This window comes from Sporichthyaceae bacterium, assembly GCA_036269075.1.
Lineage (GTDB): Bacteria > Actinomycetota > Actinomycetes > Sporichthyales > Sporichthyaceae > DASQPJ01.
On sequence record DATASX010000117.1, the window covers coordinates 93,768 to 106,956 of the forward strand.

General features: G+C 69.0%; 9 protein-coding genes. 4 read left to right on the forward strand and 5 right to left on the reverse strand.

Going from position 1 to position 13,189, the window contains the following annotated elements:
- Positions 1-148: 148 nt before the first annotated feature.
- The gene (locus tag VHU88_21555; protein ID HEX3614286.1) at positions 149-1,402 is read right to left on the reverse strand and encodes an IniB N-terminal domain-containing protein; all 1,254 of its coding nucleotides are present in this window, start codon (positions 1,400-1,402) and stop codon (positions 149-151) included.
- Positions 1,403-1,818: 416 nt separating this feature from the next.
- Here VHU88_21555 and VHU88_21560 point away from each other — a divergent pair, with 416 nt between their 5' ends.
- Positions 1,819-3,705: an Hsp70 family protein gene (locus VHU88_21560; protein HEX3614287.1), complete on the forward strand. Its 1,887-nt coding sequence runs from the start codon at positions 1,819-1,821 to the stop codon at positions 3,703-3,705.
- A gap of 83 nt (positions 3,706-3,788) precedes the next feature.
- On the opposite strand, the gene VHU88_21565 is transcribed toward VHU88_21560, so the two are convergent.
- Together VHU88_21565 and VHU88_21570 are read right to left on the reverse strand one after the other, a co-directional pair.
- Complete coding sequence (locus VHU88_21565) at positions 3,789-6,674, reverse strand: hypothetical protein (GenBank protein HEX3614288.1); 2,886 nt, start codon at positions 6,672-6,674, stop codon at positions 3,789-3,791.
- Between the two features lie 280 nt (positions 6,675-6,954).
- Positions 6,955-7,602: a hypothetical protein gene (locus VHU88_21570; protein ID HEX3614289.1), complete on the reverse strand. Its 648-nt coding sequence runs from the start codon at positions 7,600-7,602 to the stop codon at positions 6,955-6,957.
- Positions 7,603-7,832: 230 nt separating this feature from the next.
- Here VHU88_21570 and VHU88_21575 point away from each other — a divergent pair, with 230 nt between their 5' ends.
- The 3 genes from VHU88_21575 (at position 7,833) to VHU88_21585 (ending at position 11,408) form a co-directional block, all read left to right on the forward strand.
- A complete protein-coding gene (locus VHU88_21575; GenBank protein ID HEX3614290.1) occupies positions 7,833-8,513 on the forward strand; it encodes an LPXTG cell wall anchor domain-containing protein in 681 nt (226 codons plus the stop codon).
- Positions 8,514-8,713: 200 nt separating this feature from the next.
- Complete coding sequence (gene gmd, locus VHU88_21580) at positions 8,714-9,757, forward strand: GDP-mannose 4,6-dehydratase (GenBank protein ID HEX3614291.1); 1,044 nt, start codon at positions 8,714-8,716, stop codon at positions 9,755-9,757.
- A 187-nt stretch (positions 9,758-9,944) separates the two neighbouring features.
- Entirely contained in the window at positions 9,945-11,408 is a 1,464-nt protein-coding gene (locus VHU88_21585; GenBank protein ID HEX3614292.1) for an oligosaccharide flippase family protein, read from the forward strand.
- Between the two features lie 55 nt (positions 11,409-11,463).
- Here VHU88_21585 and VHU88_21590 read toward each other — a convergent pair whose 3' ends face one another.
- The gene (locus VHU88_21590; protein ID HEX3614293.1) at positions 11,464-12,576 is read right to left on the reverse strand and encodes a glycosyltransferase; all 1,113 of its coding nucleotides are present in this window, start codon (positions 12,574-12,576) and stop codon (positions 11,464-11,466) included.
- On the reverse strand, positions 12,573-13,166 hold the full coding sequence (locus VHU88_21595; protein ID HEX3614294.1) for a hypothetical protein: 594 nt from the start codon (positions 13,164-13,166) through the stop codon (positions 12,573-12,575). Before VHU88_21595 ends, VHU88_21590 begins: the two co-directional genes overlap by 4 nt.
- Positions 13,167-13,189: the final 23 nt, after the last annotated feature.

Below are 13,189 nucleotides of genomic sequence, written 5' to 3' on the forward strand. Positions count from 1 at the left end.
CCTGCTTCCCCTCCCACGTGGTCCCCCCACTGGGTTGGTCGAACTGCAGGGTCGTGCGGCGAGCTCGGATTTCTGGCTTGCCCCTGCTCCCCCCACCGTCCCCCCGGACGGTGAAGCAGGATCTCGAGGCGAGCTCGCTGTCGGACTACTAGGCCAGTACGTGAATCTCGTGGCCGATGTCGTGGATGTCGTGCACGTCCGTGTTGTGCAGCAGGTCGTCCAGGCTGCCCTGACCCAGGTGGTTCAGGCTGTGGTTCAGGTCGCCGTTGAGGTCGTGGTTCAGGACGTGGTTGAGGCTGTTGTTCAGGTCGCCGGACAGGACCGGGCTGCGGTTCAGGTCGCCGGACAGGATCGGGTCGTTGGACAGGATCGGGTCGTCGGACAGCGGCGACAGGATCGGGCTGTGGTCCACGGCGTGGTTCAGGCTGTGGTCGAGGCTGCCGTCGAGTACGTCGCCGGTGTTGACCAGACCGGAGAGCAGATTCACGTCACCGACGGAGACCGTGTGGTCGAGGCCGGCCAGGCTGCCGGTGTGGTCGATGTCGCCGTTCGCCATTCCCTGTCCCATGACCGGGCCATTCTTGTCGACGTGGACGTCGTGGCCGGCGCTGCCGTTACCACTGACGGTGGTGTGATCGGCGTGCGTGTCCCGACCCGAGGCTCCGTTGCCGCTCACCGTCGTGTCGGTGTGGTCCACCGTGTTGGTGTGGTTGGCCGTGATGTTGCGGCCGGCCGCACCGTTGCCGCTGACGGTCTGGTCGTGCTGGTGGCTGTCCGAGCTCGTGGTCGCGCTGCGGGTGGACGTCTGGCTGAAGTCGTTGCCGTCGCCGAGCAGGTTGCCGCGGCCGCCCATCTCGAGCTGGTCGTGGGCCACGTGGGAGTGGTGCAGGTCGCCGCCGGTGCCACCGTCGGTGGTCGGGCCGACGCCGTACTCGTGCCACGCGTGCTCGTGCTCGTCGTGCGAGTCGTTGATGTGGGCGTACCGGTCGTGCCGGTCGTCGTGGATGCGCTGCTCGCTGACGCGGTGGTTCACGTGGTTGACGCGGTCGGCGTGGTGGTGGTCGTCGTTGCCGTCGCCGCGGACGTGGTCGGCGCGCAGGCTCGAGGTGTGCGCGACCGGGATGACGTTGTCGGCCTTGTGGCTCGGCGCGAAGGCGTAGTTGTCGACGAGGTGCTTGACGTGGTCGTGCCCGGCCTCGCCGCGCACCGCCGCCTTGTTGTCGTCGAGCTGGTGCACGTTCGGGTTGTCGAGCAGGAACGCACGAGCGTCGCGGACGTCCTGGCCACAGACGGAGCCGAGGCCGGCCGAAGTCATCGCGCCCTGCGGGTCGGCCTGGAAGTGCTCGCGGGCCTCCGGGTTCTGCAGCAGATGCATGATCCAGTCGAGGAGAGAGGTGGCCATCTTTGTCGCCGTCCTTCGGTCGTGATCGGTGTCTTCGTCTTCAGGACGGTTCGGTTGTTCGCCCCGTCATGCCGAGAAAGCTGCCAGTGCGGACACATGCCCCGAATCGGGGAAAATCCCGCGAGCCCCGCATGATCATTAGGGGGTCCGAGGGCTCTGACCACATCAACCCCACTGGTATCAAATGAAACACAAGTAACGAAGGCCCCATAAATTGCCTTACGTCCCAGTTTGTCAAGCCCCAGCAAACCCGCAGGTCAGCGGGTCGGTCCCACCCTCCGGAACGCCCCACCAGGACGGCAAAGCGGGCCCGTGGTCAAGGAACCTTTCCAACCCCCGGGGCGCGCGGACAGCCCCTACTCGGGTCATATGAACCCGGGCGCAAGGCGGGCAAACAGCGGGAGGGGCAACCCGAAATGGGTACCGGAAGCAATAGCACCGGGGGCTACGCACTCGGGATCGATCTGGGGACGACGTTCACGGCGGCGGCCGTGGCCACCCCCGGGCAGTTGGCGGTCGCCGTGCCGCTGGGCAGTCGGGCGGACACGATGCCTTCGGTGCTGCACCTGAGCAGCGGTTCGGGGTTCCTGGTCGGCGATGCGGCCGAACGCCGCGCGCTGGTCGACCCGGACCACGTGGTCCGTCGATTCAAGCGGCGCATCGGCGACGAGACCCCGTTGCTCATCGGCGCCGACGCCTACCACGCGCACACGCTGGCAGCGAAGCTGATTGCCTGGGTCAACGCGCATGTGACGCAGCGTCAGGGCCGCGAGCCGAACGAGATCGCGGTGACGCATCCGGCCTCCTGGGGCCCGCACAAGCGCGAACTGCTGGCCCGCGCGCTGGCCGAGGTGGGCCTGAGCCGGGCGCGGCTGATCAGCGAGCCGGCCGCGGCCGCGTATGCCTACGCCCACTCCGGACGGCTGACCGCCGCCGGCGCCCTGGCCGTCTACGACCTCGGTGGGGGCACGTTCGACGCCTGCGTGATGCGGGCCGGCGCGGACGGGCAGTTCGCCGTCGTCGGTATCCCGAGCGGGCTGCCGAATCTGGGCGGCATCGACTTCGACGACGCAGTGCTCGACCACGTCCTGGACGGGCTGGGCGCCGCGAAGACTGCGCTGGACCCGGCGGACCCGATGGTCGTCACCGCGCTGGCCCGGCTGCGCCGGGAGTGCGTCGATGCGAAAGAGGCGCTGAGCACGGACACCACCGCGACGATCCCGGTGCTGCTGGGCGAACTGGCCACCAGTGTGCGGATCACCCGCGCGGAGTTCGAGGAGCTGATCGCCCCCGGTGTGGCGTCCAGCATCGACGCGTTGGAGAGCGCGTTGGACTCCGCCGACCTGGAACCCGGCGAACTCAAGCGGCTGCTGCTGACCGGCGGCTCGTCGCGCATCCCGCTGGTGGTGCAGTCCCTGTCGGCCCGGCTCGGGCCCGGCGTGCAGCTCGACCGTGGGCTGGACCCGAAGCTGGCGGTCGCGATGGGTGCGGCGTTGTCGGCGCTGCGTTCGGTCCCGGCGCCCGCGTCGAGCGTGCCGGCCGCCCGGACCGCCGCGGAGGCCACCGAGTCGATGGACGAGAACGAGGAGACGGGCACGGCGGGCCGGCCGGAGGCCGACGCTCCGCCGCGGCCGGACGCGACGGTCCCGGCCTCCCCCGTGCTGGTCGTGGACCCGCCCCGGCAGCGCAGGCACCGGGCCTTGTTCCTGCTGGCCACGGCAACCATGGCGATGGTCGCCGGCACCTTCGGCCAGCACTACCTGCAGACCCCGCACCGGTCGGCGGCCTCGCCGGTACAGGCGCACCCGGCGGCCCCGGCACCTGCCGCGGCACCCGCCGCCCCGACACCCGCCGCACCCGCGGTTCCGGCCCAGCCGGCCGCGCCGACGGCGGCTCCGGCCAACCCACCGGCGATCACCGTCGCAGTACCGACGCAGGCTCGGGCGCCGGAGCGGTCGACCGGGCGGAACGCCGCGACAGCCGTCGGCCCGCGCCGGGTCGTCGTGATCCCGGGCCCGGGCCGGCCGGCCCGACCGCAGGGGGTCGTTCAGCGACCGGCGTACCCCGTGGTGGATCCGCGCCCGGACTCGGGCTGGACCTCCTGGTCGCCCGCGGCTCCGGCGCCGGCCGCGGTAGCGCCGGCCCCCGCCCAGCAGCACACCCAGCCGGTCGCACCGGCCGCACCGGCGCCTGCACCAGCTGCCCCGGCGCCCGCGCCGGACAGCACGGACTCCGGCTCCACGGAGTTCCGCTCCTCCCCGAACGGTTCCGGTTCCTCACCGAACGCCTCAGTGCGTCCCTGAGACGTCTCGGCCGGAACGGCCGAATGGCCCGCTCCTCCCGGAGCGGGCCATTCGGTTTCCTGGGGGGTTCCCTCGCGGGCTCGTCAGAAAGCGTGGATGAGGTGGTTCACCGAGTCCGTGACGTGAGCGGCGGTGTCCGCCGTCGCGGTGGTGTCGGCCCCGTGGAGCGAGTTGGCCACGTTGTCCGCCGCGTGGGTGTCGATCGGCGCGGTCACGAGGTGCGACAGGTCGGTCGTCAGCCCGGAGACGTCACCGGTGGTCACCGCGTGCACGGCGTCGACCGCCGTGGTGACCGGCGTGGAGACGCCGACCGGAGCGAGGGCGGTCACCGGGGCCACCGTGTGCACCGTGTCGGCCGCGGTCGTGACCGGAGCGGTGAGGGTTGCCAGCGGGCTGTTCTGCGAGTGCAGGACATCCAGCAGCGGTGAGGTGGTGGCGCCGACGTTCGAGACGACGCCGGGGGCGACGCTCGCGATCGGGCTCACCGTCGGGTTGGTCACCGTCGAGGTGATGCCGTCGAGTACGGCCGGGGCCACCGCGGTGGTGACCACGTGGTCCACGCTCGGCGAGACGTTGCTCAGGGCGCTGGTCGGCGCGGACAGGACCGTCGACGGGTCCACCGCGCTGGTGACCGGTGCCAGGACCCCGGTGTGCGGGTCCACGACGGTGGTCGCGCCGTTGAGGAGGTTGCTCACACCGGCGGTGGTCGTCGGGCTGGCGGCGCCGGTGGCGACCGGACCGGTCAGCACCGAGGTGACCGCGGTGATGGGCGCGGTCAGCGCGTTGATCGGTGCCAGGGCCGTGATCGGAGCCAGCGCCGTGACCGGAGCCAGCGCCGTGACCGGGGCCAGCGCGGTGACCGGAGAGGTCAGCGCGTTGATCGGAGCCAGGGCAGTCACCGGAGCCAGGGCCGTGATCGGCGACGTGAGCGCGCTGATCGGGCCGGTGGTGACCGGAACGCCTGCGGTCAGGCCGTCGGCGATCGGAGCCAAGGCGTTGATCGGGGCCAGGGCCGTGATCGGCGCGGTCAGCGCAGTGATCGGCGCGATGGCCGTGAGCCCGTCCGCGATGCCCGCAATCGGGGCCAGGGCGGTGATCGGCGCGAGAGCGGTGACCGGAGCGGTCAGCGCGTTCACACCGATCGGGGCTGTGAGACCGTCCGCGATGCCCGCGATCGGGGCCAGGGCCGTGAGGCCGTCGGCCACGCCACCGACCGGCGCGATCGCCGTCAGCCCGTCAGCGATGCCGGCGATCGGGGCCAGCGCCGTGATCGGTCCCGCGACCCCGGTGATGCCGGAGAGGGCGCCGATCGGGGCGGTCGCCGTCAGCCCGTCCGCGATGCCCGCGATCGGCGCCAGCGCGGTGACGCCGTCTAGGGCGTTCACCGGAGCCAGCGCCGTGACCGGAGCGGTCAGCGCGCTGATCGGGGCCACGGCCGTGAGGCCGTCGGCGATCGGAACCAGGGCGGTCAGCCCGTCGGCGACCGGAGCGATCGCGGTCAGGCCGTTGGCGATGCCGCCGGCGCCGACGACCGGGTCGAGCACCGAGAGACCGATCGGCGCGGTGGCCACGATCGGGTTGAGCAGGTTCTCGGCGACGTCACCGACGTAGCCGACCTCTTCGCCGTTGCCGCCGAGGATCCCGGTGCCGGAGTTGAGGATCCCGCCGAGGCTGTCGGCGACGCTGCCCTGGTTGCTCAGGATGCCGGTGGTCGAGTCGAGGATGCCGTTCTGGTTGTTCAGGATCCCGCCGAGGCCGTCGGCGATGCCGCCCTGGCCGCTCAGGATGCCGGTGGCGGAGTCGAGCACGCCGTCGTGGAGCAGGCCGTTGGGGTTCAGCACGTCGGTGATCGGAGCGATCACGGTCGGGCTCAGGATGCCGCCGCCCAGTACGTCGTCGCCGTTGACCAGGCCGGACAGAACCGAGCTTCCGTCCAGGATCGGGAGGCCGTTGAGGATCGGGCTGCCGTTGAGGATCGGGCTGCCGTCGAGGATGCCGCCGAGACCGTTCAGCACGCCGCCCTGCAGCGCGTTGTTCAGGGTCCCGTCGAGGGTGCCGTTCGCGACCGCGCCCAGGATGCCGTTGGCGGAGCCGTTCAGCAGGCCGTTGGCCGAGCCGTTCAGCAGGCCGTCGCCGATGCCGGACAGGATGCTGCCGTTGCCGGACAGGATCCCGTTGCCGATGCCGTTGAGCAGGGTCGGGTCGAGCAGCCCGCCGTTGATCACGCCACCGTTGAGCACGCCACCGGAGATCAGGCCGCCGTGGCTGAGGATGTCGCCGTTGATCAGCTGGTTGCCGATGCCGGTGTTCTGGGTGTCGTGGTCACCGTTGATGGTGTTGTCGCCGTTGCCCTGCACGTTCCCGTTGCCGACCTGGTTGCCGTCGCCGGCGATGTTGCCGTTGCCGACCTGGTCGTGGTCGCCGGTGGTGACCACGTTGCCGTTGCCGTTGACGGTCGCGTTCCGGTCCGTGTTGTTGTGGCTGTTGTTTCCGTTGTCGCTGTGATTCCCGTTATCGCTGTTCGTCGTCGTGTTGTTGCTGTTCGTCGTGTTGTTGCTGTTCGTCGTGTTGTTGCTGTTCGTCGTGGTCGTCGTCGTGTTGTTCGTCGTGTTGTTCGTCGTGTTGTTCGTGACCGTGTTCGTGGTCTCGTTGTGGGTGATGTTGGTGGTCTCGGTCCACCGGTAGTCCCGCAGGATGTGGTGGATCTTGCCGATGCCGTCGTGGTCGTGCTCGCCGTCCCAGCCCGAGTCCCAGCCCGCGCCGCCCGACTCGCCGCCGTGCCCCTCGCCGTTCGAGGCGATGCACGCGTGGTCGACGAGCGTGCGGCGGACCTCGTCGAGCTGGTCCCCGCAGTTGGTGTCGAAGCCGGCCGACGTCAGAGTCGCGACCGGGTCCTGGTTGAACGCCGCGCGGGCGTGGTCGTCACGCAGCAGGTTCAGGATCCAGTCGAGCATCGAGTGGTTCGCCATCTGATCTCCCCATCGGCAAGCACAGGCGGATCCTGCGCGTTCACCCTCCTCCGAACGGAGGAGTCCCGCCCTTCACGCTAGGTCTGGAGGGGAAATGGAAATCGGGGGTATTCCCCGTCGACTGCCCTGGGGATAAGCACGTCGGAATACGGGGCAGCGAACTATGTCCGCCGCCGTTAGGGGTTTCCGGCATGTCATGTCTGCGTTGCCGCAATGGACCGGCAAATCCCGCGGCTCGAATCACCGGCCGCTGCGCTGGTCTCAACAGCGGGTGAATTGCTCAACCGGTGGCGTATCCGGCACCGGGGGCCAATGCGGAACCGCCGGCGGGCACCAGGGCGGCAACCGTCGCCTGGAGTGCTTCGGCAGCCAGCCGCGCCGAGTTGAGGTGATCGGCAACCGAACCACGAATCGGGTCCGGGACGGAGTAGTCCTCCGCGGACAACGCTGGGGTCATTCCGCGTGCACCGCGCGCCGCCGGGACCAGTGCCAGCGCCCGAGCCACCGGGTCGACCGGCAGACCGGACAGGTCGACCGATCCGACCAGACCAGCGAATTCCCGGACGGTGAAGACATTCGCCAACGATTTCGGACGGATCCGCAAGGCATCGGCACGATGCGCCGTGGTCGCGGTCAGCACCAGATCGGCGGTCGCAAGATCGAGGGCGGTCAACTGCCGAGCCCGGAAATCCTGCGCGGCCGCCCCGGCCAACCCCCACGGTTCCAGGGCTCTCCGACTGGCCGGATGCATCGGCGCCCCGACCACCGCACCGACCCCGGCGCTGGTGACCTCGAACTCCTGCGCCGCGGCACCAAGGTGCACGTCGAGCAGGTGCCGGGTCAGAACCTGCGCAAACGGTGATCTGCAGATGTTTCCGGTGCAGACGAACAGAACTCGAAATTTCCGACCCGCGGCATTCTCAGGCATTTGCGTTCCCCTCCAAGATCACGTTATCCCGTTGAGCCAGGGGGATCGAGCTGGCAGGCCCGAGCGGCTGCCTCGATTTCTGACGTGCCGGAACGTTCAGTTGATCACGCCAATCGGCATGACGAAGAGGTGTGTCCTGCACATTTTCCGGGCCGACCCGAATCCCTACGATTCACGGCGGGGAGAGGCGTCCAAGCGTTTCGGGCGCCACAGCTGGGGAGGAAATCGGCATGAAGCTCAAAACAGGCGTGGTGGCCTGCGGCGCCGCGTTGGGGCTGACCAGCGTCGTAGCGCTCGGCACGGGGACCGCGTTCGCCGCGCCCTACGTCCACAACCCGACGCTGGTCGTCAGCAACCCGAACCCGTTCGCCGGTGAGAACGACGGAGTGCGCGGCTTCGGTTACGTGCCGAACGAGATCGTGTCCATCGACGGCCACTCGGTCCCGGTGCACTTCGCCAACGTCCCCGACGGCCCGACCGGGAGGTTCACCCTCCAGATCACCATCCCCGAAGACTGGTGCGGCCAACGGCACACGATCACCGGCACCGGCACCACCGGCGACTCCGCCTCTGCCGAACTGTTCGTCCGGGGCTGCGGCGGGGGAGGGGGAGGGGGCGGCGGCGGCGACCACCATCACCATCACCACCGGTTCCACCACGAGCACGGTGGCTTCGGCGGCGGCGGCTACTGCGACGACAGCGGACCCACCGACGACCCCGCATACGACGACGCCTACAGCGACGACGCGACCGACTCGTGCTACGAGCCCGGCGACCCCGGTTACGACGACGACGGGCCGCTGCCGAGCACCGGCGCCAAGGTGGCCGGGATCGGCGGGGCAGGTGCGGCGCTGATCGCCGGCGGTGTGCTGTTGACCGTCCGCCGACGCCGCCGGACCGTCAGCGACTGATTCGCTCGTCCTGTCCCCTACTACGTCGCAGGCTTCGTGGGTGCCTGATCCGCGCGCCCACGGCCGCTTATTTTTGGCCTGATTGTCCGATCTGTGGGCCGATCACCCTTTTGGATCAATCCGCTCCGGATTGTGCCGCCTGCCGACCTACGCTCCGGATGCAGCCAAGTACACGCTCGCCGTTGCGTTCGGGGGAATCGATGAGCCGGATAGCGTTGATCACTGGTATCACCGGACAGGACGGCTCGTACCTGGCCGAGCTTCTGCTGGCCAAGGGTTACGAGGTCCACGGTCTGATCCGCCGAGCCTCCACGTTCAACACCGAACGCCTCGACGACGTCTACCAAGACCCGCACGACGCGCACCGCCGGCTGTTCCTGCACTACGGCGACCTGACCGAAGGCGGCGGGCTGGTCAACCTGCTTCGGACGGTCACGCCCCACGAGGTTTACAACCTTGGCGCGCAGAGCCATGTCCGGGTGAGTTTCGAAATGCCGGAGTACACCGGCGACGTGACCGCGATCGGCACGATCCGCTTGTTGGAGGCGATCCGCAACGCCGGGATCGAGACGCGCTTCTATCAGGCCTCGAGCTCCGAGCTTTACGGTTCGACACCGCCGCCGCAGAATGAGCAGACCCCGTTCCACCCGCGGTCTCCCTACGCCATCGCGAAGCTCTACGCCTACTGGGCTGTGGTCAATTATCGCGAGGCCTACGACATGTACGCCGCGAACGGCATTCTGTTCAACCACGAGAGCCCCCGGCGCGGCGAGACCTTCGTGACCCGCAAGATCACCCGCGGCGTCGCGATGATCGCGGCCGGCCTCCAGGATGCCCTCTACCTCGGCAATCTGGACGCCGTCCGTGACTGGGGTTACGCCGCGGAGTACGTCGAAGGCATGTGGCGGATGCTGCAGCAGGACCAACCCTCCGACTACGTCCTTGCAACTGGGAAGGCGGCCAGTGTCCGCGACTTCTGCGCGGTTGCATTCGCCGCGGCCGAACTGGACTGGGAGCGGTACGTCCGTTACGACGCCGCCTACGAGCGCCCCAGCGAAGTCGCTGCACTGATCGGTGACGCCTCGAAGGCCGAACGCGAGCTGGGTTGGCAAGCTCGGACGGACTGGCGTGCCCTCGCTACGTTGATGGTGGACCACGACCGCCAGAAGCTGGACGACGCGCTGTCCGGTCGGCTGGTCCGGGCGGCGGCCGCGATGATCCCCGCAGCCCGCAGCCACGCCTGACAATCTCCGCGGTACCGCGGCGGGCCGTACCTCGACGCGCAGTGGTGGACCACGCCGCAGATGGGCGAGCGGGCACGGCGAACGCTCACTCAGGCGGATCAATCAGCCCGGAACGTCTGCACAGAACAACTACGCTCGGCCCGTGCTCCGCGGCGGGACGGAGCACCCGCTCGCTTGCTCTCGAGAGTTGAGGACGACCGTGCACTCGACCGACGCTCGTTCGGCGCTGGTCCGGCCGGCACGACCCTTCCTGTCGGACGAGCTCACCCGCGCGTCTGGCGGGGCGCTTCTCGCCCAACTGATCACCGTGCCCATCTGGGGCATCAGCGGGTTGATCTCCGCCCGAATCCAGGTCGTCAGTCTGGGTCCTTCCGGATACGGATCGGTGTCGATAATCACGAGCCTGCCGGCCCTTCTGCCGTTCGCCAATCTCGGTGTCGGCGCCGACGTGGTCAACAGCGCCGGCGGCCGCAAGGCCGAGGTTTTGCAGACGTTCGGCAGAAGCTTCCGGATTCTGGTGCGCAACTGTCTCTTGCTGTGTCTCGCGGCGATAGCGCTGGGGGCGATGCGCCTGTGGCACGTGCTGCTCAAGTTCCCGGCCGATAATGCACTCGAGGCCAGTGCCACGGCCGGAATAGTCCTCTTCGCCGTTTCGCTACCGCTCGGGCTGGGATATTCCCTGGCCCTGGGCGCCGGCCGAAATCGTGAGGTCATCTGTCTCCAGGCGATCAGTCCGGTCGTCAACATCGCGATTCTTTGTGCGCTCCCTCAATGGACGACCAATCCCTACTGGTACGTCCTGACGCTGATGGCCACGCCGTTGCCCGGCGCCGTTCTGGCCTGTCGGCTCGGCGCCCGGGCACTGAACGTGCCCATCGGGGACTTGCTCGCCGTTTGTCGGTTCCGGTCGTCCGGTCGGGTCACACACTCGGTGGCGCGCGGAATGATGGTGGTCTCGCTCGCATGCCCGCTGACCTATCACACCGACCGGATCGTGATCAGTCACATGCTGGGCACGGTGGCCGTCGCCCGCTACAGCGCGGCGGCCTCCCTGCAGGGCCTGGGTATCGGCCTCGTGACTTCGGCGGGCATGGCGCTGTGGCCCAAATTCGCGCAGCGTCGCCGCGAGGGGCGGACCGGCTTGACCGACCTGGGCCGAACCACCCTCTGGTTCGCCGCCGGCGTCGCCCCGATGGCCGCCTTGCTCGTACTTTTCATCCCATGGGCGACCGCTTTGATGACCCACGGGCAGGTAACGGCCGACCGGGGACTCGCCGTCGCGTTTGCCCTCCTCCTGGTCGTGATCGCGACTCACCTGCCGTCCGGCATGCTCCTCACCGACGCGTTCGGCTTCCGCGTCCAAGCCTGGGGCCACGCCTTGATGGCCTTGACCAGCATCGTGCTCTCGATCGTGCTCTGTGCCAGGGTGGGCGTCGCGGGACCCGTCCTCGCCTCCTCCATCGCCTTCGTCACCTGCGTCTGGCCTGCCACCGCGATCGGCCTACGAAAGGTGCACGCGGGCAGTCGAACCGGCCACGCCTCGGCTGCGAAGACACTTGACACCGCATCCCTGGCCACGCCCTGCGCCATCCCGTCGAGCCGCTCGGCGGAAGCCGCCCAGCCGAGTTCCCCGACGGGCACCGCCTCCTGACCCTCGTACCGAGGCCGAGACTCAGAAGTCCGATCATGCCCGCGGCCGATCGGCATCAACTACGCTGCGCGGCGCAGTAGACGGTCTCCAACCGGTCCACCACCGCCTCGACGCTGAGCCAGTCGCGCAGCGCCTCGTCGGCACAGGCGAGCTGCCGGGCCCGGAATTCCGAGTCGGCCAAAAGCGCGATGACGGCCGACGCGAGCGCCTCCGGACTGCCGTCGGTGACCGTGGCGGCGCCTCGGTCTCGCAGTTCCTGCGCTATGCCGCAATCGGCGGTCAGGACTGCCGGGGTCCCGGCGGACATGGCTTCGAGGACGGTCATCGGGAAAACCTCGCCGACGCTGGGCAACACGTACACCGAGGCTCGCTGCATCTCTGCCCGCGCACCGCCCTGCGGGACGACCCCGCGGTAGCGGACACGGCCACCGAGGCCGTGCTCCGCCAGGTATGCGCGCAGCGCAGGCAAATCGCCTTGGTCCGGCCCGATAATCTCGAAGTCGGCCGGGCATCCGGCCGCCACCAGCAGGGCGGCCATTCGTGCGAAGGCCAGGACTCGTTTGCGGGGGTGCAACCGCGCCAGGAACATCACCACCGGCCGACCATCGTCCTCACACCGCGGCGTCCAGGCCGGCGACGGAACGCCATTGGCCACGGTACGTATGCGGCTCGGATCCCTCGTCAAGCCCGCCACGCCTCGGCGTTCGTCGTCGGTCAGCACGAGCACGGTGTCAGCGCCGTCGAGAACCCGCCGGGTTGCCAAGCAATCGACGAGCCGGACCGCAGCTCGCGATCTTGGCATGATCATGCCGTGCGTCTGGACCACAACCTTTCGGGCCCCGCCGAGCCCGAGTCGCGCCGCAGCCAAGGTGATCAGGTCGCGTCCCAGATGGATATGGACGGCGTCGTACCTGTCACGGTTGCGCAGCAGGTACAACCAGAGGTGCGGGGACGCGAGGCCGACGAAACCCGGGCCCACTCGGTGCACCCGGAACAAGCGGTGGTGCACCAGCGATTCCGGCAGTTCCGCACGTCCGTCCCACCCGGCCAACAGCTCCACCTCGTGGCCGCGCCGGGCCAACTCCTCGGCCTGAGCCAACGCCACCGAGATCGGACCGCCGAACGCGCCGTCGACCGAGAGGTAGGTGACGACGTGGGCGATCCTCACGGATGCCCCGCGGCGAGGGATGCGAACCTCGGGCCGAGGTTCACACAATCGGGGCCCGAAACCACGGTGTTGGCGGCAATCGCACCGTCCACCACGGTCATCGGCCGCGCCAACGAGCTACGTCCGATCCGGGAGCCGCCCAGCACGATGCAGCGGGAGGTGATCCAGACGCCGTCCTCGACATGAATCGGACGAGTCAGCAGAGCCATGTCCCGTCGGTGCGCGTGGCTGCCCGTGGTCAACATGGTCTCCTGCGAGATAACCACGTCATGCCCGACATAAATGTGGTCCTGATTGTGGAACCAGACGCCTTCGCCGATCCAGCACCGGTCGCCGACGTGCAGTTTCCAGGGAAATTTCACCCGGCTACGCGGTCGGAAGATCACGCCCCGACCGATCTGCGCCCCGAACGCACGCAGCACAGCCACGCGCAACCGCGAGCTGATCTGGAGGGGGTTGGTGAGGAACAGCACTTCGCAGATTCCCCAGAGATAAACGACGGCGGTGGGTTTTCCCCAAGCAACTCGCTCGCCTGGCGCCAGCGAGAGATCGAGAACCGGTACGTCGTTCGCCACCGCATTGCGCGTCATGCGAACCCCCTCCGCATAGCCGA

Coding starts and splice junctions, on each gene's coding strand:
- VHU88_21555 (HEX3614286.1), bottom strand. CDS start 1,402: ATGGCCACCTCTCTCCTCGACTGGATCATGCATCTGCTGCAGAACCCG.
- VHU88_21560 (HEX3614287.1), top strand. CDS start 1,819: ATGGGTACCGGAAGCAATAGCACCGGGGGCTACGCACTCGGGATCGAT.
- VHU88_21565 (HEX3614288.1), bottom strand. CDS start 6,674: ATGGCGAACCACTCGATGCTCGACTGGATCCTGAACCTGCTGCGTGAC.
- VHU88_21570 (HEX3614289.1), bottom strand. CDS start 7,602: ATGCCTGAGAATGCCGCGGGTCGGAAATTTCGAGTTCTGTTCGTCTGC.
- VHU88_21575 (HEX3614290.1), top strand. CDS start 7,833: ATGAAGCTCAAAACAGGCGTGGTGGCCTGCGGCGCCGCGTTGGGGCTG.
- gmd (HEX3614291.1), top strand. CDS start 8,714: ATGAGCCGGATAGCGTTGATCACTGGTATCACCGGACAGGACGGCTCG.
- VHU88_21595 (HEX3614294.1), bottom strand. CDS start 13,166: ATGACGCGCAATGCGGTGGCGAACGACGTACCGGTTCTCGATCTCTCG.